This window comes from Bradyrhizobium sp. USDA 4504, from assembly GCF_054063995.1.
Genome location: NZ_JBSSGV010000001.1, coordinates 8264109 through 8289116 on the forward strand (window position 1 = coordinate 8264109; position 25008 = coordinate 8289116).

Annotated in this window: 24 protein-coding genes and 1 pseudogene; 23 read left to right on the forward strand and 2 right to left on the reverse strand. The window is 59.5% G+C overall.

Annotated elements, in window-relative coordinates; all coding sequences use genetic code 11:
* Window positions 1–13 precede the first annotated feature (13 nt).
* A complete protein-coding gene (locus tag ACVMB1_RS38770; RefSeq protein ID WP_057016361.1) occupies window positions 14–280 on the reverse strand; it encodes an Hsp20/alpha crystallin family protein in 267 nt (88 codons plus the stop codon).
* 709 nt (window positions 281–989) lie between these two features.
* Here ACVMB1_RS38770 and ACVMB1_RS38775 point away from each other — a divergent pair.
* A pseudogene (locus ACVMB1_RS38775) lies at window positions 990–1821 on the forward strand (DUF5996 family protein).
* A 60-nt stretch (window positions 1822–1881) separates the two neighbouring features.
* On the opposite strand, the gene fdhD reads toward ACVMB1_RS38775, so the two are convergent.
* The gene (gene fdhD / locus ACVMB1_RS38780) at window positions 1882–2685 is read right to left on the reverse strand and encodes a formate dehydrogenase accessory sulfurtransferase FdhD (RefSeq protein ID WP_076825133.1); all 804 of its coding nucleotides are present in this window, start codon (window positions 2683–2685) and stop codon (window positions 1882–1884) included.
* Window positions 2686–3075: 390 nt separating this feature from the next.
* On the opposite strand from fdhD, the gene dnaK reads away from it, so the two are divergent.
* The 22 genes from dnaK (at window position 3076) to ACVMB1_RS38890 (ending at window position 24849) form a co-directional block, all read left to right on the forward strand.
* Window positions 3076–4974, forward strand: coding sequence for a molecular chaperone DnaK (gene dnaK, locus ACVMB1_RS38785; protein WP_076825131.1), 1899 nt, complete (start codon window positions 3076–3078; stop codon window positions 4972–4974).
* A 171-nt stretch (window positions 4975–5145) separates the two neighbouring features.
* Entirely contained in the window at window positions 5146–5634 is a 489-nt protein-coding gene (locus ACVMB1_RS38790; RefSeq protein WP_057016357.1) for a DUF992 domain-containing protein, read from the forward strand.
* A gap of 11 nt (window positions 5635–5645) precedes the next feature.
* The gene (locus ACVMB1_RS38795) at window positions 5646–6944 is read left to right on the forward strand and encodes a YXWGXW repeat-containing protein (RefSeq protein WP_206601502.1); all 1299 of its coding nucleotides are present in this window, start codon (window positions 5646–5648) and stop codon (window positions 6942–6944) included.
* A gap of 25 nt (window positions 6945–6969) precedes the next feature.
* The gene (locus ACVMB1_RS38800; RefSeq protein ID WP_076825127.1) at window positions 6970–7152 is read left to right on the forward strand and encodes a hypothetical protein; all 183 of its coding nucleotides are present in this window, start codon (window positions 6970–6972) and stop codon (window positions 7150–7152) included.
* Between the two features lie 74 nt (window positions 7153–7226).
* Window positions 7227–8132 (forward strand): DnaJ C-terminal domain-containing protein, encoded by a 906-nt coding sequence (locus ACVMB1_RS38805; protein ID WP_076825125.1) that lies wholly within the window; start codon window positions 7227–7229, stop codon window positions 8130–8132.
* Complete coding sequence (locus ACVMB1_RS38810) at window positions 8132–8419, forward strand: chaperone modulator CbpM (RefSeq protein ID WP_076825123.1); 288 nt, start codon at window positions 8132–8134, stop codon at window positions 8417–8419. Before ACVMB1_RS38805 ends, ACVMB1_RS38810 begins: the two co-directional genes overlap by 1 nt.
* A 136-nt stretch (window positions 8420–8555) precedes the next feature.
* The gene (locus tag ACVMB1_RS38815; protein ID WP_194295312.1) at window positions 8556–8759 is read left to right on the forward strand and encodes a hypothetical protein; all 204 of its coding nucleotides are present in this window, start codon (window positions 8556–8558) and stop codon (window positions 8757–8759) included.
* A gap of 309 nt (window positions 8760–9068) precedes the next feature.
* The gene (locus ACVMB1_RS38820; protein ID WP_076825120.1) at window positions 9069–10457 is read left to right on the forward strand and encodes a sigma-54-dependent transcriptional regulator; all 1389 of its coding nucleotides are present in this window, start codon (window positions 9069–9071) and stop codon (window positions 10455–10457) included.
* A complete protein-coding gene (locus tag ACVMB1_RS38825; protein WP_076825117.1) occupies window positions 10436–12463 on the forward strand; it encodes a sensor histidine kinase in 2028 nt (675 codons plus the stop codon). Before ACVMB1_RS38820 ends, ACVMB1_RS38825 begins: the two co-directional genes overlap by 22 nt.
* A gap of 189 nt (window positions 12464–12652) precedes the next feature.
* The gene (locus ACVMB1_RS38830; protein ID WP_057016351.1) at window positions 12653–12850 is read left to right on the forward strand and encodes a hypothetical protein; all 198 of its coding nucleotides are present in this window, start codon (window positions 12653–12655) and stop codon (window positions 12848–12850) included.
* A 74-nt stretch (window positions 12851–12924) separates the two neighbouring features.
* Window positions 12925–13317 (forward strand): hypothetical protein, encoded by a 393-nt coding sequence (locus ACVMB1_RS38835; RefSeq protein WP_141340224.1) that lies wholly within the window; start codon window positions 12925–12927, stop codon window positions 13315–13317.
* Window positions 13318–13377: 60 nt separating this feature from the next.
* Window positions 13378–13569 carry a hypothetical protein gene (locus tag ACVMB1_RS38840; RefSeq protein ID WP_057016349.1) on the forward strand — a complete coding sequence of 64 codons (192 nt, stop codon included), beginning with the start codon at window positions 13378–13380 and terminating at the stop codon, window positions 13567–13569.
* A 672-nt stretch (window positions 13570–14241) separates the two neighbouring features.
* On the forward strand, window positions 14242–14838 hold the full coding sequence (locus ACVMB1_RS38845) for a superoxide dismutase (RefSeq protein WP_076825237.1): 597 nt from the start codon (window positions 14242–14244) through the stop codon (window positions 14836–14838).
* 3 nt (window positions 14839–14841) lie between these two features.
* Complete coding sequence (locus ACVMB1_RS38850) at window positions 14842–15267, forward strand: thioesterase family protein (RefSeq protein WP_057016348.1); 426 nt, start codon at window positions 14842–14844, stop codon at window positions 15265–15267.
* Between the two features lie 215 nt (window positions 15268–15482).
* A complete protein-coding gene (gene clpB, locus ACVMB1_RS38855; RefSeq protein ID WP_076825114.1) occupies window positions 15483–18089 on the forward strand; it encodes an ATP-dependent chaperone ClpB in 2607 nt (868 codons plus the stop codon).
* Between the two features lie 42 nt (window positions 18090–18131).
* A complete protein-coding gene (locus tag ACVMB1_RS38860) occupies window positions 18132–18389 on the forward strand; it encodes a DUF2171 domain-containing protein (RefSeq protein ID WP_244558670.1) in 258 nt (85 codons plus the stop codon).
* A gap of 84 nt (window positions 18390–18473) precedes the next feature.
* On the forward strand, window positions 18474–18734 hold the full coding sequence (locus ACVMB1_RS38865; protein ID WP_233475597.1) for a DUF2171 domain-containing protein: 261 nt from the start codon (window positions 18474–18476) through the stop codon (window positions 18732–18734).
* Window positions 18735–19000: 266 nt separating this feature from the next.
* Window positions 19001–19195 (forward strand): hypothetical protein, encoded by a 195-nt coding sequence (locus ACVMB1_RS38870; protein ID WP_038387850.1) that lies wholly within the window; start codon window positions 19001–19003, stop codon window positions 19193–19195.
* 223 nt (window positions 19196–19418) lie between these two features.
* The gene (locus tag ACVMB1_RS38875; RefSeq protein ID WP_076825231.1) at window positions 19419–20495 is read left to right on the forward strand and encodes a Dyp-type peroxidase; all 1077 of its coding nucleotides are present in this window, start codon (window positions 19419–19421) and stop codon (window positions 20493–20495) included.
* Window positions 20492–21310 (forward strand): family 1 encapsulin nanocompartment shell protein, encoded by an 819-nt coding sequence (locus ACVMB1_RS38880; RefSeq protein WP_076825110.1) that lies wholly within the window; start codon window positions 20492–20494, stop codon window positions 21308–21310. Before ACVMB1_RS38875 ends, ACVMB1_RS38880 begins: the two co-directional genes overlap by 4 nt.
* Window positions 21311–22048: 738 nt before the next feature.
* Window positions 22049–23398, forward strand: coding sequence for an IS701 family transposase (locus ACVMB1_RS38885; protein ID WP_456849720.1), 1350 nt, complete (start codon window positions 22049–22051; stop codon window positions 23396–23398).
* Between the two features lie 101 nt (window positions 23399–23499).
* Window positions 23500–24849 (forward strand): IS701 family transposase, encoded by a 1350-nt coding sequence (locus ACVMB1_RS38890; protein WP_456849720.1) that lies wholly within the window; start codon window positions 23500–23502, stop codon window positions 24847–24849.
* The last annotated feature ends 159 nt before the right edge of the window (window positions 24850–25008 follow it).

Sequence of the window (25008 nt, forward strand, 5' to 3'; positions counted from 1 at the left end):
CGGCTCGGATCGACTACCTGTGCTTGGGAAACGTCACGGTCATCACGCCGTCGTCGAAATACGCGTTTATCTTATGAGCATCGACCGAACTGGGTAATAGCATCGAGCTCAAGACTCTGATTGTCCGTTCGGCACCACGGCCGTCGTTCACCTGCCGCTCAGCGATGATGGTGAGTACACCACGCTCAACGGACACGTCTATGTCGTTTGCCGTTAGACCATGCAGCTCTGCAACGATTTGGAGTTCGTCATCTGTCTCGTTCACGTCAACATTCAGCATCGTGAACCATCCTGGTCGTACATGCGACGGCATAGCCCATCGACCGGATCAACCGGCAGCAATACGCGTGCCATCCGCGCGGCAAGTCATATCAACGGCTTAAGGTGTTGATCAGTGAGCCCGCAGACACTTTGTCAAAGTCGATCGGACAAGTTGTCTGATGCAAGTCTGGCGCGATCGCCACTTGTACGCTCTGGACGTCTCCAAAAATGGCGCTAGCATTGATCATGCAGGCTGGGGAGGTGTCGAGTGTCGAGCAACATCGAACAGGCCGCGTCCGAGATCGCTGACGTCCGACTTCTTGTGGAGCGATTGCGTCGCGTTGAGGCGTGGCGACGGAAGCGTTTCGAGCGTGCAATTCAGGGATCTAGACCAAGAAATGGTATTTGACCGATCGAACGTGATCAGGATTTCGCAGCTATACACAGCGGTTTCAGTTCGTCGAAGAGCTCTCGAAGCGGGGGGCGTCAAGCCTTGGCGTGGCTTGCAATAGGCGAATGATGGCTTTCGGCTTTCCATGCGTTGAACGGTTGATCGAGCCCGCCATGATCAGATCTTGTCTTGAAGCCAAGGCGCAAATTCTCCCCCGCCAACAACTGTGCGAGGACATGCCATGAATACCGGCCAGTCATCTTCCAATGCTCCTTCTGGCGATCTTTGGCCGGCTCTGTCCTGCCAGGCCTTCGAGCAGACGCGACATCTTCTCCACATGGTGTTGCAGGCGGTTGGCAAGCTCAAGCTGGCCGGACCTTTCCAGGCGCAATGGGCTGGGGTTCCGCTGTGGCTCGGCGCGAGAGGCCCGACCACAGGTCCGATCCCTTGCGCTGGCGGCGTCTACGAGGTCCGCGCCGACTTCGTCTCGCACGAGTTGCAGTGGTTCACGAGTTCGGGCGGATCGGGACAACTGCCGCTGGGCCCGACATCGGTCGCAGTGCTGGTCGACACATTCCTCGACCGGCTACGTCATGCGGGAATAGATGCTGCCATTACGCTCATGCCGCAGGAAGTGTCCAACCCGATCCCGTTCGACGAGGATAGGCAACAACGCCCATACGACCGCGACATGGTCAACGCCTGGTGGCGCATTCTTCTCAGTACGCAACGCGTCATGCAGGTCTTTCAGGGAAGGTTCACGGGCAAGACGCAACCCATCGGTCTGATGTGGGGGACGTTCGACATTCGTTTGCCGCTATAACGGCAAACCTGCATCACCGGCGCCGAACGCCGGTTTTGTCCGGCGCAATACAATGAATGCGGAGTTGATGGAGATGGGGTGGTGGCCGGGTGATCCCTCGTGTCCCAGACCCGCATTCTAGTCCTTCACCTATCCGCAGCCACAAAGTATCGAGAGTGCGAAGATCGGGCCAAGCGCTGCGCGATGGGACGCCGGCCTGGGCGAGTTTCTCCTCGATTACGACGACCTGCGCCAGTCCGGCGATCCTGACGGCGATCTGCTTGCCTTCCTGGAATCGACCTACAACGCCGGTGCGACCGCGGCGGGCTGGGAGTCCGCCCTGCTGGGCAGCGGTCATCCGGAGTAGATCTCCGATGGATGCATGCACGACGGCGGATGCATTGTCCATGGATGTGCACAGGCTTCCTTACGAGATGTTTCGGTGCACGTCGCAAACGATCAGGGCGGAGTCCGGGCGAGCCAGTGCGACGAGCGTGAGTCCCGCTTGCTCTGCGCGTTCGACCGCAAGGCTCGTAGGTGCTGAAATGGTGACGAGCATCGGACAGCCCGCGCGAACGGCCTTCTCAACAAGTTCATAGCTGCATCTGGCAGAGAGCAGCAGAAAACCACCGGACGCCGGGATGTCGGACAGCGCCAGCGCGCCGATCAGTTTGTCGAGCGCATTATGTCGACCGACGTCCTCCCGAACACACAGGATTGATCCGTCGGGGCGGCAGAATGCCGCCGCATGTGTTCCGCCGGTGGATCGGCCGAGCGTCTGATGGTGTTGTAGGGCGTTTAGCGCGTCAGCGATGGCTTCCCGGCTCGTGGTGATGAGCCCACGTATCGGCGGCAACGGGCGCAGCACCTGCTGGATATTTTCCAATCCGCACAGCCCGCAGCTGCTCTCCGAAACGCGCCTGCGAGCGCGCTCCAGTGCGATTGCCGTGCCTTCTGCAGGCAAGGTGAGCCGGATGATCCAGCCGCCTTCCGTCTCGTGGACGATGATGTCGCTGAGGTCCCGGACATGCTTGACAAGGCCCTCGGCCAACGCGAATCCCGCCGCGTAGTCGCGAAGGTCGGACGGCGTTGCCATCATCACGGCATAGCCTATCCCACAGACCTCGATTGCGACGGGCGTTTCAACGGGAACAGCACGAACGAGATCGCCGTCATTGCGATCGTTGAACGCAAGGCGTCGTGCCGAAATACTCAGGGTTTGGTTGGTCATGTCATTGCTCGCGCTAGCCGACGATCTGGACCGTTCGGGTGAACGTTATCGGAAGTCCCGTCGCAACATCCGTGCCACCCGGCTGACTGAACGACGTCAGTAGCTTACGACGCGGCTTCGGTGGATCGACGAACAACCCGTCCAGCGATAATCGACGATCTTTCCATAGCGTCGGTTGCAGCAGGACAGACCGAGGCCCGTCACGCGTGCCTAAGCCAATAGACACTTTGTCCGAGGCGCTCCGGACAAAATGTCCGACGTGTCGTGATCTCGCGGCGTAAGTCGTTGAAATCACGCGAGCTGTGATGTGGCACATCTGTTGCTCAACGGTATTGGCGCAGGGACGCAAACCGCACATTGTCGATCAATTAAAAAGTAGAGGAGCGCGACGTGGCAAAGGTGATCGGAATCGACCTCGGAACGACCAATTCTTGCGTCGCGGTCATGGACGGCAAGAACACGCGCATCATCGAGAACGCGGAGGGGGCGCGCACCACACCTTCCGTCGTGGCGTTCACGTCCGATGGCGAACGTCTGGTCGGGCAGCCGGCCCGGCGGCAGGCGGTGACCAACCCGACCAACACCATTTTTGCCGTGAAGCGCCTGATCGGCCGCCGCTACGATGATCCGACGGTCGAGAAAGACAAGACGCTCGTACCCTACAAGATCATCAAGGCGTCCAATGGCGACGCCTGGGTCGAGGCTGAGGGCAAGCCGTATTCGCCCTCCCAGATATCGGCTTTTATCCTGCAGAAGATGAAGGAAACAGCCGAGGCCAATCTCGGTGAGAAGATCACGCAGGCCGTCATCACTGTTCCCGCCTATTTCAACGATGCGCAGCGCCAGGCTACCAAGGACGCCGGCAAGATCGCTGGTCTCGAGGTCCTGCGCATTATCAACGAACCCACCGCGGCGGCACTTGCCTACGGTCTCGACAAGAAGAAGCAGGCCAAGATCGCCGTCTACGATCTCGGCGGCGGCACCTTCGATATCTCCGTTCTCGATATCGGCGATGGGGTGTTTGAGGTGAAGGCGACCAACGGCGACACTTTCCTGGGTGGCGAAGACTTCGACATGCGGCTGGTCAACTACCTCGCCGACGAGTTCCAGAAGCAACAAGGCATTGATCTGCGCAACGACAAGCTCGCCCTTCAGCGCCTCAAGGAAGCGGCCGAAAAGGCGAAGATCGAGCTTTCCACCGTCACCCAGACGGAGGTCAACCTGCCGTTCATCACGGCGGACGCCTCCGGCCCAAAGCATCTTCAGGTCAAGATCACGCGCGCCAAATTCGAGTCCCTGGTCGAGGACCTCGTTCAGCGGACGATCGAGCCGTGCCTCAACGCCCTGAAGGACGCCGGGCTCACGGCCACGGACATTGACGAAGTCGTGCTCGTCGGCGGCCAGACCCGTATGCCGAAGATCCAGGAGGTCGTGCAGAAGATCTTCGGCAAGGAGCCGCACAAGGGCGTCAATCCCGACGAGGTCGTCGCCGTCGGCGCGGCAATCCAGGCCGGCGTCCTGCAGGGCGACGTCAAGGACGTGCTGCTGCTCGACGTGACGCCGCTTTCACTCGGCCTCGAGACGCTGGGGGGCGTGTTCACCCGGCTGATCGAGCGGAATACGACGGTTCCGGCGAAGAAGAGCCAGGTCTTCTCCACCGCCGAGGACAACCAGAGCGCGGTGACGATCCGCGTCTTCCAGGGCGAGCGCGAGATGGCCTCCGACAACAAGTTTCTCGGCCAGTTCGATCTCGTCGGCATTGCTCCGGCGCCGCGCGGCGTACCGCAGATCGAGGTGACGTTCGACATCGATGCCAACGGCATCGTCAACGTTTCGGCCAAGGACAAGGGCACCGGCAAGGAACAGAACATTCAGATTCAGGCATCCGGCGGCCTGTCCGAGAGCGACATCGAAAAGATGGTCAAGGATGCCGAGGCGCATGCTGCGGAGGACAAGAAGAGAAAGGAAGCAGTCGAGGCGAAGAACGCCGCCGAGGCGCTGCTGCATGCAACGGAGAAAACGGTTGCCGAGCATGGCTCAAAACTCGCGGCATCAGATCGTAGCGCAGTCGAGAGTGCCATGTCCGATTTGCGCGAAGCGTTGAAGGGCGACGATGCCACGACGATCACCACGAAAGTGAATGCCTTGCAGCAGCACTCGATGAAGCTTGCGGAAGCCATGCAGAGTTCCTCGCACGCGGCTCCTGGTTCTGCACCGAGTTCAGGCGGCGACAATGTCGTCGACGCCGAATTCACGGAAATCGGCGACGACAAGAAGAATTCGAAATAGCACGCCCCCTGCAAGTGCGGGCGCGAGCTCGCGGCTACCAGTCGTGCTTTGCGCCGCCGTCGGGACGAAACTCCGGCTCTCAAGTGCTGGGATGCAATCCCGGTAACTTCCTTTTACTCCATCAGCAGAAGTCTTGAAGGCATCCCGCCTTCATTTTGTAGGAGCTTTCTTATGCGACGACGTTCGACGGTCCTCACTGGCTTTGCCGGAGCAATGCTGGCCGCCCTGGTATCAAGCGCGCAAGGCCAGCAGCCGGCCCAAAAGGTGCAAGTCGGCGTACTTGAATGCAAGGGTGGACCGAGCATTGGCTTTATCGTCGGCGCGGTAACCAATCTGGCGTGCGTCTTGCGGATCAACGGACTGCCCGAGGACTACTATATCGCCACGATTCAGAAGGTTGGTCTCGATATCGGCATTACCGAGAGCACCGCGCTTGCCTGGTCGGTGTTCGCGCCCGTTTCCCAGCCTGGCCGCGGCGATATCGCCGGGACTTATGTCGGCGTCGACGCGATGGCTGCGGCAATCGTCGGTGTGGGCGGCAATGTGCTGCTGGGCGGTTCGAACAACAGCATCGCGCTGCAACCCCTGAGCGTGCAGGCGGAAACCGGCCTGATCGTCGCAGCAGGATTGGAGAGCATGACGCTGCAGCCGGGTCGCTAGGGGTACCGAAATTGACACCGTTCGCCGCCGCGAACGGTGTCGTCATCACGCGAATAGCAACGCTTTCTCGCGAAGGTTCTCATATGTTGAAGCGACTGTTGACGACGACATCTCCCGTAGTTCTCGCCGTATTGCTGCTTGGAAGCGCATGCGTAATGCCGGCGGCCGCGTTGTCCCAGGAAGCAGCTTGCTCTCAAGTCACGGCGGTGGAAACGCCGCCGCCGCCGTTGCCTCGATACGAACAGCCCCCTGTGCCTGCGCCGGGCTATCTCTGGTCTCCGGGATATTGGTCGTGGGATGAGGATGCCGGTGACTACTATTGGGTGCCGGGAACCTGGGTGCAACCACCGCGACCGGGCCTGTTATGGACCCCGGGCTACTGGGGGCGGCTTGCGGGAGCCTACATTTTCCACCCGGGCTATTGGGGTGAGCGCGTCGGCTTTTATGGCAGCGTCAACTATGGCTTCGGCTATTCGGGCATTGGCTACGAAGGTGGCCGCTGGGATCGTGGCCAATTCTTCTACAACAGCACGGTCAACAACGTGCGGAGTGTGACGATTAGAAACGTCTATCAGAAAACCGTCGTCGTCAATGAGACGGTGAACAACGTCAGCTACAATGGCGGACGAGGCGGCGTCGAGGCTCGTCCGACCGCTGCGGACAGAGCCGTCGCCAAGGAACAACATTTCGCACCCACGCCGTTGCAACGCAAACACGTCGAGGTCGCGAGCCACGACACCCGTCTGTTTAACAGAGCAAACGCTGGCGCACCGCCCGTGATGGCTACGCCACGCCCATCGATCCTGAACGGGCGGGACATTGTTCGACCACACGCGCCCGCCGAGGTGATGCCGTCGAATACGGAAAAACATCGACCCGAAGAGCTGAAGGGCGCGCGTCCCCAGGACCCCTCGCGGCAGCGGCTCGAAGACGCTCGACGTCCAGCGGAGGGGTCCGCGCCGGCGCGCAAGTCGCCAGCGGATGAAGCCGGAAAAGCCGCACCTCGCGAACTTGAGCGTGAACGAACGCCGCGGCCCGAGGCGGCCCCAGGACCTCTTCCTCCGGAAGAACGAAAGCGTGAGGACATCCGCGTGCCGGAAGCACGGCCAGAGTCCACACCGAGGCCGGAGCCTCGCCCCGAACCCATGGCTCGTCCGGCGGCGCGGCCGGAAATCGAAGCCAGACCTGCCGCACCCGCTGCGAGAACAGAACCGCAGAGGGAGGAAATGGGAGCGCCTCCGCGCCGCGGGCCCCCGGAACAGCAGCGTTCCGGTGAAAGACCCGAGGAGCGGCGGCCCGAGCAACGCTAGGCGTGACGCGGACGATTGGAAGGCGATGACAACGAGTCTCGGAGGCAATGGACAACTCGACGACGGCAAGCCGCGTCTAACGGAAGACGACATCGTGCGGGCGCAGCTAGGTCCGCGCGGTGTTCCTGGAGCACCGGATCCCGCACGAATGACGCCTCAGCAACTGAAGAATTACCCCAAATACGTGGATCCCGGTCATGTTGAATAATCGGGACCCGGCTCGCGGCCGTTCCCCGCTACGGGAAAGGCCGATCTCTGCCATCTTCAAGTCGGGAGCGGCAATTGGCTAAGAACCCGTACGATGTGTTGGGAGTGTCCTCCTCAGCTTCGGCTGCCGAGATACAAAAGGCCTATCGCAAGCTTGCGAAGAAGCTGCATCCTGACCTCAACCCCGGCGACAAGGCTGCGGAGGAAAAGTTCAAAGAGGCGGCCGGCGCCTATGACCTGCTTAGCGATGCCGACAAGCGCAAGCGCTTCGATAATGGTGAGATCGACGCGACGGGAGCTGAGCGGCCGCAGCATCACTTCTATCGCGACTACGCCGATGCTGGAGACCCGCATGCTTACACGAGCGGGGCCGGCTTTGCCGACTTCATGAATTCGGACGATGCGCTTGCCGAGCTGCTAAGGCGCGGGCAGCGCGCACGCGCAAACCGGCGCGGTGAAGATCTCCATTATCGCCTGCCTATCGAGTTCGTCGAATCGATCAGCGGTGCAACCAAGCGAATCACACTGCCGGATGGCGGGACGCTGGAAGTGAAAATTCCCCCGGGCCTGGTAGATGGGCAGGTTTTGCGCTTGAAGGGCAAGGGAGCTCCCGGTGCCGGCAAAGGCGGACCAGGCGATGCCCTCATCGAAGTCGAGGTCATGCCGGATCGGCGCTTCATGCGGGACGGCGACAACATTCTGCTCGAAGTGCCGATCTCGTTGACCGAGGCCGTTCTGGGCGGTCAAATCCGGGTGCCGACACCGACCGGTGATGTTACGATGGCGGTGCCGAAGGGATCGAACACAGGCACGACACTGCGCCTCAGAGGAAAGGGCGCCCCGCGCCGAGGGGGAAGTGCCGGAGACGAATTGGTGAAGCTGACGATCGTCCTGCCGAAATCGCCGGATCCGGAATTGGAAGCGTTCGTCGAGAACTGGGCCAAGGGGAGAGAGTTCGATCCGCGCGAAGGCACCTTGTGATGACCCTCAACAAACAGGAATTTCTGATCTCGTCGGGACTGCGGGTGCAGACACTCGAGTTCTGGCTGGAGCAACGATGGCTGATTCCAACCGAGGCGGCTTCAGGCGCGCAATTCTCTGACGCGGACGTCGCCCGCGCGCACCTGATCCGCGATCTCAAGAGCGATCTAGGTGTCAACGATGAGGGGATCCACGTCATCCTCCATCTCATCGATCAGCTGCATGGTGTTCGACAGGCTTTCGCGCTGATGCGTACCGCACTTGACGACGATTCACGAACGGTTTGACAGAACGGGTGACCACGGTCGATCGGGGGACAGGCATTAGGGAGCAGCTATTCGATGGAACGCACGCTCGGCAACGGACCGATTGTTGGCTTGGTGCTTGAGGCCCTGGTCCGGCACGCTCCTCGTGAAGAACGTCTTGTCGTCCGATGACGTGTGGGCCTTGCTCCTTGAGGCGGCGACGCGCCTTGACGTTGACGGGGACCCGCAAACGCCGCAGGCAGCGAAGATCATGGTCGATGAGGATCTGGCACCCGTCTTCCTTGGTGACGACAAGAAAGCGTCGATCGATCCGCACTTCGGGAAGTCCTCGTTCATCTCGACACCGACCGAAGAAAAGTAACCCGCGCGCGAGCGTTAACGCGAGCGCGCCGTCGCCTTGGAGAACAACCCCAGCGATGGGTGGGGAACACTATGCCAACGTCAGGGCGTTTTCTCTATCGCCGAATTGACGGTCGCCGACAACGGCTTCAAGCGCTGGCTTGGGCATCCTGCGATGTTCGCGATCCAGCCGAGGAGCGGAATGGCTTATGGCCTGGCGTGGCCTGTGGTAGGCATATTGTTTTGCCTTCGCTTTTTTCATGGCGCTGGAGAAGGCCATCGCCCTGCGTTGAGATGGTGGTCGTCAAGAGCGGTGTCGGGAGAGATATGAATGTCTGAGGAAACCCCGCGTGACGTTGCCGAACCGGTGGTCGACCCGGAATTTGGACCTTGGCTTGCGCAAGCCTCGATTCTTGTCGTTGACGACGAACCCGGCATACGCAATTTCCTCGTCAAGCTCCTGCGACCTCGCTGCAGGCTGATCGAGGAGTCCGCGGACGCCAGGGATGCGTCGCGGAAACTCGATGGGCAGCATTTCGACGTCGTCATCCTTGACAATGTCATGCCTGGAAAGAGTGGCCTGGACTGGCTTGCGGAGCAGCGAGCGATCGGGTTCTTCACCGATGTCATCCTTATGACAGCCTATGCTGATCTGGATACAGCAATTGGCGCACTGCGCATCGGCGTCATCGATTTTGTGATCAAGCCATTTCGATCCAATCAATTGCTGAATGCGGTTGCGCGTTGCCTTGACCGGGCGAGACTGCAGCGGGAGAATTTCGTACTGCGCCATGAGCTGAAGTCGTCCTCGCAGCAGCTGTATCTGCGAAACAAGCTCCTCGGAGCATCCGCAGCAATTCAAAAGGCACGGGAGACTATCGCCCGGGTGGCGCCGTTGCCGACGCCGGTTCTGTTTACTGGCGAGTCCGGAACAGGCAAGGAGGTTGCCGCTCGATCGCTCCATTCGCTGTCCAACCGAGCGGACAAGCTGTTCGTGCCGGTCAACTGCGGCGCAATCCCTTCAGAAATGATCGAAAGCGAACTCTTCGGCCATGTGAGGGGGGCATTCACCGGCGCAGGGAAGACCCGAGAGGGTCTTTTTATGTTCGCGCAAGGCGGCACTCTTTTCCTGGACGAGATTGGCGAGCTCCCCTACCATCTGCAAAGCAAGCTGTTGCGTGTGCTTGAGGATCGTCGGGTGCGTCCCGTCGGCTCGGAGCGAGAGGTGCCGATCGACGCCCGGTATGTCTTCGCGACCAACGCCGATCTGCAGAAGCGGGTTGCAGCCGGCACCTTTCGCGCGGATCTCTATTTTCGCATCAACGTCATGCAGATCGATCTTCCGTCCCTTCGGGAGCGCGATCAGGATGTGCTCGAGCTCGCCGATATCTTCATGCGTGAGATTTCCGATCAGCTTGGTATGCCGCGCGTTCCAATCGACGTCGGAATGCGTACCTTCCTTTTGCAGTACGATTGGCCAGGCAACATACGGGAGCTGCGCAATCTGATTGAGCGGACGGTGATCCTCGGTGAATTCCGGGAGGACTATCTCAAGTCACGAGCCGAAAGATCGACCAGTGATGTCACACTCGCCGATGTGGAGCGGCGACACATCCTTTTTGTGCTTCGCGAGTCGAGAGGCGACCGTGAGGAAGCGGCACGCCGTCTCGGCATCTCGCGCAAAACGATCGATCGCAAATGCGCAAGTTGGCAACTCTGATAACGAGTTTTTCTCCAAGGGCCTCCGTGCGGTATCGCCTGCTGGCGATGGCACTCTTGCCGATGCTCGTCATTCTTCCGTTGCTTCTTGCGATCAGCATTTATCGCTGGAACGTGAGGTTCGACGCAGTATTGACGTCCAAGGTCCATGACGACCTGACGATCGCCAGGCAATATCTCGGACGAATTTTCGAGAACACGGAGGACTATCTGGTATCGTCGGTGAATTCCGCGCTCTTTCAGTCGATTGTGCAAACCCCGGGCTATGAGCGTGGAGCCCTGAGCGATTATCTCAAGGACATCGCGCAGGCTCGCGGCTTCGATTTTCTCTACATTATCGCTGACGATGGCGCGGTGATCGCGAGTGAATATCAGATGGCGGCCGCGCCACGATGGAATTGGCCCGTCATCAGCTCGGCGCTTGAGGGACGGGCACGAACCGCGATTGATGTGTTTCAATCCATGGAGCTCGCGGCGATCTCCGCCGATCTTGCGAAGCGCGCTCAGATCGACATCGTCGCGACACCCGGAAGCGCGCCGACCACGCGGACGCAGGAGAGCCGGGGGCTGGTACTGCAATCGGCGACGCCGGTTTCGCTGCCGAACGGACGAAAGGCCGCGTTGGTCGGTGGAATGCTGCTCAATCAGAACCTCGCCTTTGTCGACACGATCAATGATCTGATCTACTTCGGGGCGGGTTTGCCGGAAGGCAGTCGCGGGACCGTGACGCTCTTCCTCGATGATGTGCGTATCAGTACCAATGTGAGGATGTTCGAGGGGCAGCGTGCAATTGGCACGCGCGTCTCTGCGGAAGTTCGAGATGCGGTTCTCGATCGTGGCCAGACCTGGCTCGATGGCGCATTCGTCGTCAACGACTGGTACATCTCTGCCTATGAGCCGATCCGTGACAGCTATGATCGTCGCGTCGGAATGCTCTACGCCGGCTATCTTCGGCAACCGTTCACCGCAGCGAAGCGCGGTACGGTTCTGGAAATCGCGCTGGCATTTGCCGTCGCGGTTGCACTGACTGTTCCACTGTTCTTGACGTGGGCGGCAAGTATCTTCCGGCCTCTTGAGCGGATGACGACGACGATTTCGAAAGTGGAAAGCGGCGAACTAGGCGCACGAACGGGACCCGTCGATGGGCGCGACGAGATCGAGCAGGTTGCGGTTCATCTGGATCGACTGCTCGATCAGATCCACGAGCGCGACGCCCAGCTGCGGCAATGGAACCAGGAGCTCAACCAGCGCGTCGAGGAGCGCACAAACAAGCTCCTGCATGCGAACCAGCAGCTCGAAGCAACAACCAGGCAGTTGATCATGTCCGAAAAGCTCGCTGCAATTGGCGAAATCACCGCTGGTGTAGCCCATGAGATCAACAATCCCATCGCGGTGATGCAGGGCAACCTGGAGATCATCAGGGATATGATGGGCGCCAAGGCCGACGAAGCAAAAACGGAGTTTCGGCTCATCGACGAGCAGATGCATCGCGTCAGTGAAATTGTGACGAGGCTTCTGCAATTCGCCAAGCCGCAGGAGTATGCCGGCTTTACCGATCAATATGATCCAGCCGTCGTCGTCACCGACACGTTGCCACTCGTTCAACATCTGCTGAACAAGACAACGATCAGCATCGAAACGGAATATCACGCCTCACGCCTGGTCTCAATGAATCGCACTGAATTGCAGCAGGTGCTGGTCAATCTCCTTGTCAACGCAATTCACGCGACGTCCGGAGGCGGGCGTTTGACGATTCGAACCTTTGATCGGGATGAGGGCAGGCGCCGTGGCGTCATGATCGATGTGACGGACACCGGCGGCGGTATGACGCCGGACGTAATTCAGCGGATCTTCGATCCATTCTTCACCACCAAGAGGCGGGAGGGAACCGGCTTGGGGCTGTCCATCAGCCAGATGCTTGTAACCCGCCAGGGTGGTAAGATTTCCGTTGAGAGCGAACCCGGCAAGGGTACGACATTTACGGTCTGGCTGCCTGCGGAGGACTGATGGCGACCGAAGAGCCGGTGACATTTCGTCCCGCTGCAAAGACAAATTGTCCATCGGCCCCTGGCCGCGGTCATCAAGCGATTGATATCGCGTGAAGCCTCGCTTGGCATGGCTGTTGCTGGAATCGCCAAGGGCGGCAGGAGCTTCAACCGCGTGCAACAATGAGTCTGAGGTCAAGGAGACGCAGCGATGCCACGTCATCATGGGAAGATGCCCCCTGTTCCGCCGGCCAACCGTAGCCCGAAGGGCACCGGCGGTGACCCCGAAGTCAAGAAAGATACGTCGTCGAAGAAGCGCGAAGACAACTACGCGGAACAGGGTGATACAGCAAACATCCGCGAGAACACCACCAACGAGGGCTACTTCCAGGGACGCCGCATCAAATGATGCCAGGCAGGCCGATGTTTTCCGGCCGTTGGTGACACCTCCCAGCCTGGTGTGAAGAGCGAGGAGCTCCAGAAATGACCGTTGTGTCCAACCAGCAGCTATCGAAAGATATGCAGGCCAAGGCGCATCTGCTCATCAATCAGGTCGGTCTCATGCCGCAGGCACAGGATCGGCCGTTGGAAGCGGACGACCTGCTCTTTTATATCAGTGAGACGACGATGCCGATGGCGGCCTTTTTGCAAAACCACGGGCTGTTCATGGACGATCAGGGGCTGCACTTCGACTTTTCGCAATTCGATGCCATCCGCGAGGTCGCCGTCAAAGTCGTTGCTGAGCATGACGCTGGAAAGCTGGACGGCGTGTGGAAGCAATTCGATCTCTCTACCGACGATGACGCCGACTACAATGGCGAGTACATCCTGCTTGCCCTTGCCGCCCTCGCGATCATGTATGGTCAGGGGAACTAGGCGAGCTGGGCGCCCCGCTGTACCAGCGGCAGGGCGAGATCGCGAACGAGGGGATGCGTGATGACGCTGAATGAACTGGCTGATGCGCTGGAAAAGGTTGACGAGGAGGCGTTTGCCTCAATGCTGTTGGAGTACGAGCTCAATCACGATGATGAGCCCAAGGTCGTGAAGACGATGATCGTCGAGGCGCTACGTTTTGCGGACGCGCACGGATTTCGTGCAGCCCGGCCGTCACTCGATGAGGCCGACTAGCCGCGCCGTCGTCTCGATGTGTTGTTCCGAAACGCTTCCAGAGCTCGCTTAAAGAGCTCATACCGGAACTTTGCGTCCCTTAGCCCAATCTAGCGAAATAGCCGGCCATGGCTGACGTAGGTGAATGATCGACGCAGCCTGATCTGGGCGTGCCGGTTCTTGGAAGGCTAGACGTTCTCGAGGGTTATCGCCGATCGCCCTCATCGATTTCGACCATATCGGACGGTAGTTTTGACAGGCAATCTTTCACCCTCAGTTTGGTGAGTAGTGCCCCAAAGCGACACGCAGGACATTTTGTCCGTTTTGCTTTCGACAAGTTGTCCGATAGCGCTTCCCTCCTACGACGCAACTGATTGATATCGTAGAGCTTCCGATGTGGCACATGAGTTGCTCAGGATCAGGATTGGGGGCCGCAGCGGCAACGACTATCCGTCACGTACTGCCGGCCTCCGGCCCGATATCGGCAAGGATCGCATTTTGGCACCGCCGTTCACCCCCGAGAGAGGACCCCATGGCGTTTCATCCGTTGCATGACTGCATTCTGCTCGGAAGAACCGAGGTCGAAGAGAAAACAGCCGGTGACATCTGAACCACGAGATCCACGGCGACGCGCGTTTGTCGCAAGCACCAGGCGGTGCACCGTCGCGAATGTTCTCTCCAGAGGAGATGTCCATGTCCTTCACGCTTCCTGATCTGCCCTACGCGCATGACGCGCTCGCTCCCTACATGTCCGGGGAAACGCTGGAATATCACCACGACAAGCACCACGCCGCGTATGTCAATGCGCTCAATGCCCTTATCAAAGGCACCGAATGGGAGGGAATGAGCCTGGAGGATGTCGTCATCGGCTCCTTTGGAAGCAACGTTCCTGTATTCAACAATGCGAGCCAGGACCTGAACCATACCTACTTCTGGAAATGGATGAAGCCGCATGCCGGAAGCGCGCTGCCGGGAATCCTGGAGCGGCAAATCAAGGCGGACTTCGGTTCGATCGAGAAGATGAAAGAGGAGTTCATCGCCGCCGGCGTCGGGCAGTTTGGCTCTGGCTGGTGTTGGCTTGCAGTGCAGAACGGCAAGATAATTGTTATGAGAACGCCCAACGGCGAGAATCCGCTCGTTTATGGTGCAAAGCCCATACTGGGCTGTGACGTTTGGGAACACTCCTACTATATCGATTACCGCAATCGAAGGGCCGACTACATTCGGGCGTTTCTCGAGCACCTCGTGAACTGGGAGTATGTCGAGGATCTCTTCAAGAGGGCAGCGTGACCGATGAAGCGCATATCGACTGGCACAACCGGACGCTTCACGCTCGTCGTGAAGCCCGAACATCTGGCCAACCGGTTCAAGGACAGCATCCTGCCGCCGGTGTTGGCGACACCGGTCATGATCATGGCGATGGAGAATGCTGCCCTCAATGCCGTTCGTGATTATCTCGAGCCGGGCGAGAGCGTGGTCGGCACCATGGTCAACGTGCAGCATCTTGCTGCGACTGTGGTTGGACAGACGGTTACCGCCATGGCCGAAGTCACAGCGGTCGACGGCCGCCGGATCGCATTTTCCGTCCGCGCCTCCGATGAAATCGAGGAAATTGGCAAGGGGACTCACGAGCGGATGGTCGTTGAGCTCGCCAAACTGCGAAAACGCCTTGACGAAAAGGTCGCGCGATCCGCGGCCACCCGCGCCACGCCGCGCTGAGACCGGGGCGCTTCATACTGCAGTCGTCCAGAGCCGGAATTGATCATCAACCATGGGCAATAGCCATGTTCGACCTCATCGTCCATCCCACCGAGGGCAAAGCCGAAGGGATCAGGCAGAAGCTTCCAGGCGCGCAACACGCTGCGCCGACGCCGGCCGGATCGTAATTCCGTTCCTGACCATTGACGACAGACCGCGCGTTTGAAAGGGGCTCCATGAATTCCGAAAAATATACCGACCGCGCGAGGGGCTTTATCCAGTCGGCGCAGTCTCTGGCAACACGGGAGGGTAACCAACAGTTCACGCCTCTCCATGTGCTCAAGGTGTTGCTCGACGACAACGAAGGCTTGGCCGCCGGTCTGATTGATCGGGCGGGTGGAAACTCGCGGGCGATCCTGCACGCGACGGAAGCGGCTTTGGCAAAACTGCCGAAGGTGTCCGGTTCGGGTGCGGGACAAGTTTATATGGCGCCCGACACCGCGCGCCTGTTCACCGCTGCGGAGGAGCTAGCGGAAAAGGCGGGCGACAGTTTCGTCACCGTCGAACGCCTGCTGCAGGCCTTGTCCACGGACAAGAGCAGCGACGCGGCGAAGATCCTGGCGCAAGGCGGCGTCAATGCCCAGGCTCTTGGCACCGCGATCGATTTGCTCCGGAAGGGCCGCACCGCAGACAGCGCGTCAGCCGAGAATGCATATGACGCACTGAAGAAGTACGCCCGCGATCTGACGCAGGCCGCGCGTGACGGCAAACTCGACCCGGTGATCGGTCGCGACGAGGAGATACGTCGCACAATCCAGGTGCTGTCGCGCCGCACCAAGAACAATCCGGTCCTGATCGGTGAACCGGGTGTCGGAAAGACCGCCATCGTCGAGGGGCTCGCCTTGCGGATCGTGAACGGCGATGTTCCCGAGAGCCTGCAAGACAAAAAGCTGCTCGCGCTCGACATGGGCGCGCTGATTGCCGGTGCCAAGTATCGCGGCGAGTTCGAGGAACGATTGAAGGCCGTGCTCTCCGAGGTGACATCCGCGGATGGTGGTATCATCCTCTTTATCGACGAGATGCACACGCTCATCGGTGCTGGCAAGACAGACGGTGCGATGGATGCTTCCAATCTCCTCAAACCCGCGCTGGCTCGCGGCGAGTTGCACTGTGTGGGTGCGACCACGCTCGACGAGTACCGCAAGCATGTCGAGAAGGACGCCGCGCTTGCCCGCCGTTTCCAGCCGGTCTTCGTGTCGCAGCCCACGGTGGAGGACACGATCTCGATCCTGCGCGGCCTCAAGGACAAGTACGAGCAGCATCATGGCGTACGGATTTCGGACGCCGCGCTGGTCGCCGCCGCAACGTTATCCAACCGCTACATCACCGACCGCTTCCTTCCCGACAAGGCCATCGATCTCGTCGACGAAGCTGCCGCACGGCTCAAGATGCAGGTCGACTCCAAGCCGGAGGAACTGGATTCGCTCGACCGCGAAATCGTGCGTCTCAGGATCGAGCAGGAGGCACTCAAGAAGGAAAGCGATGCCGGGTCGAAGAGCCGTCTGAAGACGCTCGACGGGGATCTGGTCGATCTCGAGAAGCGCTCCGCCGACATGACGACGAAATGGCAGGCCGAAAAGAGCAAGCTCTCGGACGCCCAGAAGATGAAAGCGCAACTCGAGCAGCTTCGTACGGAACTGGCGAACGCGCAGCGAAAAGGTGAATACCAGCGGGCAGGCGAGCTGTCTTACAGCACGATTCCCGAACTGGAGAAAAAACTGGCTGCCGTCGAGGCCAGCGAGAGCAGTTCGATCAGCGAGACGGTCACGGCCGACAATATCGCCCAGGTAGTTTCGCGCTGGACCGGCGTTCCCGTCGACAAGATGCTCGAGGGCGAGCGGGAGAAACTCCTCCAGATGGAGGAGATGATCGCCAAACGCGTTGTCGGACAGACACAAGCGGTTCGTGCCGTGTCAACGGCCGTGCGACGGGCCCGCGCGGGATTGCAGGACCCGAACCGGCCGATGGGCTCATTCATGTTCCTTGGCCCGACCGGCGTCGGCAAGACGGAACTGGCCAAGGCCCTTGCGGAATTCCTGTTCGACGATGAGCACGCCATCCTTCGCATCGACATGTCGGAGTTCATGGAGAAGCACTCGGTCGCACGGCTCATCGGTGCGCCTCCGGGCTATGTCGGTTATGACGAGGGCGGCGTGCTCACGGAAGCCGTGCGGCGACGACCCTATCAGGTCGTCTTGTTCGACGAGATCGAGAAGGCGCATCCGGATGTGTTCAACGTGCTGCTGCAGGTGCTGGACGACGGACGCCTGACCGACGGCCAAGGGCGGACAGTGGATTTCCGCAACACGCTCATCATCATGACCTCAAACCTCGGAGCGGAATACCTCGTCAATCAGGTGGAAGGCGAAAAGACGAGTGCCGTTCGCGACAAGGTGATGGAGATGGTCCGCGCGCATTTCCGGCCGGAATTTCTCAACCGCATCGATGCGATCATCTTGTTTCAGCGGCTGCAGAAGAACGACATGGGCCGAATCGTCGACATTCAGTTCGCGCGTCTCCGCAAGCTCCTCGACGATCGCAAAATTACACTGTCGCTCGACGCCAAGGCCCAAGCCTGGCTCGCCGAGAAGGGCTGGGACCCCGCCTATGGCGCCAGGCCATTAAAGCGGGTCATCCAGCGATATGTACAGGATCCGCTGGCCGAAATGCTGCTCGCGGGCGACGTCCGCGACGGCTCGACCATGCAGATCTCGTCGGGGAAAGACGGTCTGACATTCAACGGGAAGACAGTGAAGCCTCCGGATGAGGACGAAGCGATCTGAGCGTCAGGCTTGAGAAAGACATGGAACGAGCAGGTGCAATTCTTGAAGAAGCATCGGATCAAGGAAGGCATGGAGGTCGTCGGGTTTGACGGTGTGCAGATCGGTGTCGTCGATAGCACCGAGGGCGACCGTATCAGGCTGAAGAAAAGCGAAACTGGCGGCGGCCGGCACAGACGACATCACCACTATATCGGCATGGATTTCGTCGACAGCGTCACGGATCACAAGGTGCGGCTCTGCTCTGACGCCGATATCGTCGAACTCTTTGAGGAAGAAAAGTCGGGCCGCCCGGTCAAGTGATTTGGTTGCGCGTGGTCCGCGGTTACGCAGTCGATATGGATTATGGCTCGCGTGACCGCTGCAATGGATTTCAGGGAGAAAGGTATGGCCATGAACAAGATCAACGGCGGTATGGAAGTAATCGGCGCTGACGGAGTGCATGTCGGCACGGTCGATCAGGTCGAAGGTGATCGTATCAGGCTCAGGAAGAGCGACAGTTTCGGGCACCACAAAGGACATCAGCACTATATCGAGCTGGGATTCGTCGCCGGCGTCGAGGGTAACAAGGTGCGCTTGTCCGCCAACGCAGACATTGCGGTGACACTGGAAGAAGAGCCGTCAGGACGTCCTGTCGATCTTGGATAGCCGGGATAGTGCAGCGGGACCGCTGCGGCCGCTGTTGTCTGGGGCAAGACGTTTCGATTTCACAGAGGCGACAACGGGCTCGACGCTGCGCGAGCCCGTTGCGCCCGCAGCGTGGACAATTTGTCCATGCTCGATCGGACAGTTTGTCAGATCCGGTCGGTCAGGTCGGCGTAAGCTCTTGATATCTCGATGCACCCAAATTGGCATGGCGGTTGCTCCGTAGCCGATGAATGGCTCGATAGAGCAAGAGGGAAAGCATCGACGCGATGGAAGAATACGATCTCTACATCAATGTGAAGAAGCCGGCGATCGGGATCTACGTCCGCAAGGGCGCGCAGCTCCCGGACCTCGCGGACAAGGGCGACTGGGTTTTTGACGGGACCTCCGCTCAGGATCTTTTGCCGCCGAGCGTGATCGAAGGTGTCAAGGCCGATGGCCATGCCTTTCGGGACATGGATTGACCGGCCCTCGGCCTGATTGGTCGGAGTGAACATCTCAAGGGATGCCAGCGGCCTTGTGTGTTCGTTATCCCGATCGCCCTGCCGGTGATTTCCGCACGACGCCTCGTTCGAGAAGCTCGTCGATGCCAACGACCGCTGGCCGCGCCGAACGCGCGGGCCGTGTTCAGCCGGACGGGCCAGCCCGGAGCATCAAGTGCGCCGAGCAGGCCGCCAAGGAGTGATTGTGTCAGCTGTCGTCCCACAACCCGTCGTCGCAAGACTGACGCGTGCCGCGATATTTCTCGTCGTCCGGATCAATCCCGGAAAGGACAGCGAGAATGCGGTGCGCGGTCTATGTGCCCTTCTGTCGGCACTCCTGCGAGCCGTCGGATTTCGCGATCCGGAAGCGCGGCTATCATGTGTGATGGCTCTCGGCTCCGATGCCTGGGACCGACTGTTCGGTGATCCGCGGCCCAAGTATCTTCATCCTTTCAGGGAAATCCATGGGGTGCATCACGCAGTCTCCACGCCGGGCGACATCCTTTTTCATATCCGGTCTGTCCGCATGGATCTATGCTTCGAGCTCGCCTCACAGATCATGTCCCGGCTGGGCAAGGCTGTGACGGCGATCGACGAGGTTCATGGGTTCAAATATTTTGACGATCGCGATTTGCTTGGATTTGTCGATGGAACCGAGAACCCGTCCGATCAGGACGCGGTTGACGCGACGACCATCGGACAGGAGGACCCTGCATTCGCCGGCGGAAGCTACGTCATCACCCAGAAGTATCTGCACGATCTGCAGCGCTGGAATGCGATATCAACCTCGGAGCAGGAAAATATCATCGGTCGTCACAAACTGTCGGACATCGAGCAGGACGATGCGGCCAAGGCGCCCTATGCACATAATGTTCTGACGACGGTCGTCGAAGACGGCGAGCAGCTTGAGATCGTGCGCGACAACATGCCTTTCGGTGAGATCGGCAAGGGTGAATTTGGCACGTACTTCATAGGCTATGCGCGCTCGCCCCACCGGATCGAGCAGATGCTAGAGAACATGTTTGTCGGTCGGCCGCCCGGCAACTACGACCGGCTGCTGGATGTCAGCCGCGCCGTTACGGGGGCGCTGTTCTTCGTACCGTCAGCGACATTTCTTGACGACGTTTCGCCTGAAGACAATGACGCCGCGGCAGCCAGCGGGGAAGCGCCGGTTTGCGCTGAGCAGCGTGGAGCAGGCTCGTCAGATACAGCTCGCACATATCCGCCCGTCAACGACGGGTCGCTTGGAATTGGGTCTTTAAAACAAGAAGGCGAACCATGAATAATCTTCACCGCCAACTCGCTCCCATATCCGACGCGGCCTGGGCTCAAATCGAGGAGGAGGCTTCCCGTACCCTGAAGCGGCACCTTGCCGGGCGGCGCGTGGTCGACGTCCCCGAAGCCAAGGGGAGTGGCTTCTCGGCGGTGGGCACTGGCCATGTCAAACAACTTCCGGCTCCAGGCGAGGGAATGATGGCGCAACAGCGCGAGGCGAGGGCGCTCGTCGAACTGCGCGTTCCATTCCAGCTCTCGCGTCGGCAGATCGATGACGTTGAGCGTGGCGCCCTGGACGCCGACTGGACGCCGGTCAAGGATGCTGCCCGCAGAATCGCATTTGCCGAAGACCGCGCGATTTTCGATGGATATGCGGCTGCAGGGATCGAGGGCATTCGCCAGGCCAGCAGCAATGCAGGATGCATTCTTCCGACAAATGCGAAAGCCTATCCCAGTGCCGTCGCGCAAGCGGTCAGTGAACTCAGACTTGCCGGCTGCAATGGGCCATATGCCCTCGTCCTTGGGGCAGAGGCGTACACGGGCGCCAGCGGCGGAAGTGACGAAGGATACCCCGTTTTTCACCACCTCGAACGGATCGTCGACGGCGGCGTTGTCTGGGCGCCTGCCATCAGCGGCGCCTTTGTCCTGACGACGCGAGGAGGTGATTTCGAACTGGATATCGGCCAGGACCTCTCGATCGGCTACCTCAACCACACCGACACAACGGTCGATCTCTATTTCCAGGAGGCTTTTACCTTCCGGGTGCTGACCACTGAAGCTTCGGTGGTACTCGCCGCAGCCGAGAAGCAAATGTTGAAATAACGAGTCCTGCTGGCCATGTCAGGTAGACAAGGAGTTAGCAATCAATGGACAACCTGGCCCGGCGGCTGCCTTCTTGATCTTTCTCACTGTTGCCTTGTGATTCTTCTCTCTCAAGCTGCCCGCCATCCTCATAGTTGAGATCTCAGGGGCGCTGCCCCTCGCGCGCGCCAGGGCACGCTCTCACACCCCTGTAGGCTGGCCGATCGAAGTGATCGAGTTCAGTGCGAGTGGAAAGGCGCCAAAGAAATTTGGACCGAACGCCTATCGGTTCGGAGCTTCCCTCACGCTAAGCGTGGTTCTTCCCAGGCGGGGATGGACGCTGGTCAAGCAGACAAAGAACTACGCATATCTCATACCACCCGAAGATCAGCCAGGCCCCAACTTCCGTATCTCAATAGCAGTTCCACCCGCTTCAGAATGCTTGGCCATCGCGAGTAGGTGTTACGCTCGTGCCGAATCCTGGGCATACCAACTTGGCGAGTGGCCGGCATGGTATCTCCATGAGCGAAACCGCGACCAGCGCCGCTTATGGCGTGACCCGATGACAACAGAGACAGTATCAGAGTTGCATCCAGCCCTCCGGAATCCAGCCTTTCCATCGGTGAGTGGGGTATCTGGGAGATGCACGTCACCGGGGTGGCTGGGCACTTCGTGATCGGACGCGCCCCTCCTACTAGCACTACTTTGGCAGATTGTTGATTTTGCCGCGTTTTATAGGATTCCCGAATCAATTTTTCAATGATTCATGGGTGGTCGGCTCTTGGAGGGCTGACCATGCCCGGATGGGAAGACGAACTCGAACGCTGGCTGATGCCGTTCTTGGACCGGCTGGGTCATAAGACCCGGCAGCGGATGTGTTCTCTGTATGTTGCGGGATTGATCGGTCCGGGCGATCGCAAGAGCGTTCAGCCGATGGCGGAACGCCTTGCCGCGAGCAACTACGACCAGTTGCACCATTTCATTGCGGACGGTGTCTGGGACGCGACGCCGCTGGAGACAGAGCTGCTCAACCAGGCGGACCGACTTGTCGGCGGCAGGGATGCGGTGCTGGTTATTGATGACACCTCACTTCCCAAGAAGGGTGAGCGCTCGGTCGGTGTTGCGGCTCAATACGCGTCGGCTCTCGGTAAAACGGCAAATTGCCAAACGCTGGTGTCTTTGACGCTTGCTCGCGGCGAAGTGCCCGTGATGGTCGCGTTACGTCTCTTTCTGCCTGACAGTTGGACAAGCGACATATCTCGTTTGAAGCGCGCTCGCGTGCCAGTCGAACATCGAACGGCACGGTCCAAGCCCGAGATTGCTCTAGCCGAGATTGACCGCGCGATGGCAGCCAACGTGCGCTTTGGATGTGTGCTGGCGGATGCAGGATACGGCCTCAGCGCACCGTTTCGACAAGGGCTAACAGAGCGCGGGCTGACCTGGGCTGTCGGCATCCCTCGGCACCAGAAAGTGTATCCGGTCGATGTGAAGCTCATTTGGCCGATTACCAAGGTCCGCGGAAAACCACGAAAGCACCACGTGCCCGATATCTTATCGATTGCCGCAGAACAAATGCTCGCCAGCGCCAAATGGAAAACCGTGAGTTGGCGTAGCGGGACGAAAGGTCGGCTGAAAGCCCAATTTGCTGCTCTCCGTGTCCGGACCGCCGACGGCCCTCCGCAGCGGATATGGGATAAAGGTCAGCAGCATCTCCCAGGCGACGAAGCCTGGCTCATTGGCGAGCAACGTGCGTCCGGGGAGAAGAAATACTATCTGGCCAATCTTCCGGCGGCGACGGATCTGCGCACGCTGGCCGCCACCATCAAGGCACGGTGGATTTGTGAGCAGGCGCATCAGCAGTTGAAGGAGGAACTTGGACTTGATCACTTCGAAGGGCGATCATGGCAAGGTCTTCATCGCCACGCCTTGATGACAATGATTGCCTACGCCTTCCTGCAACATCGTCGCCTCGCATACGCGGGGCGGAAAAAAAAGAATCAACGGGCCTCCGCCTCAGCCAACCATGCCAGCCGTACGTCACGCCATCGTCGATCTCATCCTTCGGCCGCCGTCTCAGCAGTGCCCATATTGCCGAAAGCAAATCCGTGAAAAACAGCGGCGAAAACACAATCTGCCAAAGTAGTGCTAGCACTACTTTGGCAGATTGTTGATTTTGCCGCGTTTTATAGGATTCCCGAATCAATTTTTCAATGATTCATGGGTGGTCGGCTCTTGGAGGGCTGACCATGCCCGGATGGGAAGACGAACTCGAACGCTGGCTGATGCCGTTCTTGGACCGGCTGGGTCATAAGACCCGGCAGCGGATGTGTTCTCTGTATGTTGCGGGATTGATCGGTCCGGGCGATCGCAAGAGCGTTCAGCCGATGGCGGAACGCCTTGCCGCGAGCAACTACGACCAGTTGCACCATTTCATTGCGGACGGTGTCTGGGACGCGACGCCGCTGGAGACAGAGCTGCTCAACCAGGCGGACCGACTTGTCGGCGGCAGGGATGCGGTGCTGGTTATTGATGACACCTCACTTCCCAAGAAGGGTGAGCGCTCGGTCGGTGTTGCGGCTCAATACGCGTCGGCTCTCGGTAAAACGGCAAATTGCCAAACGCTGGTGTCTTTGACGCTTGCTCGCGGCGAAGTGCCCGTGATGGTCGCGTTACGTCTCTTTCTGCCTGACAGTTGGACAAGCGACATATCTCGTTTGAAGCGCGCTCGCGTGCCAGTCGAACATCGAACGGCACGGTCCAAGCCCGAGATTGCTCTAGCCGAGATTGACCGCGCGATGGCAGCCAACGTGCGCTTTGGATGTGTGCTGGCGGATGCAGGATACGGCCTCAGCGCACCGTTTCGACAAGGGCTAACAGAGCGCGGGCTGACCTGGGCTGTCGGCATCCCTCGGCACCAGAAAGTGTATCCGGTCGATGTGAAGCTCATTTGGCCGATTACCAAGGTCCGCGGAAAACCACGAAAGCACCACGTGCCCGATATCTTATCGATTGCCGCAGAACAAATGCTCGCCAGCGCCAAATGGAAAACCGTGAGTTGGCGTAGCGGGACGAAAGGTCGGCTGAAAGCCCAATTTGCTGCTCTCCGTGTCCGGACCGCCGACGGCCCTCCGCAGCGGATATGGGATAAAGGTCAGCAGCATCTCCCAGGCGACGAAGCCTGGCTCATTGGCGAGCAACGTGCGTCCGGGGAGAAGAAATACTATCTGGCCAATCTTCCGGCGGCGACGGATCTGCGCACGCTGGCCGCCACCATCAAGGCACGGTGGATTTGTGAGCAGGCGCATCAGCAGTTGAAGGAGGAACTTGGACTTGATCACTTCGAAGGGCGATCATGGCAAGGTCTTCATCGCCACGCCTTGATGACAATGATTGCCTACGCCTTCCTGCAACATCGTCGCCTCGCATACGCGGGGCGGAAAAAAAAGAATCAACGGGCCTCCGCCTCAGCCAACCATGCCAGCCGTACGTCACGCCATCGTCGATCTCATCCTTCGGCCGCCGTCTCAGCAGTGCCCATATTGCCGAAAGCAAATCCGTGAAAAACAGCGGCGAAAACACAATCTGCCAAAGTAGTGCTAGGCCGTGTACTCATAAACCGGCGGCGAAGTCCGCGTGGCTTCAATACGGACCTCCTTTGCGCAACCGCAGAAAATATCGCGATGGGCCAACAGCCAACGATGTTAGCTCAGTTCAAAAAG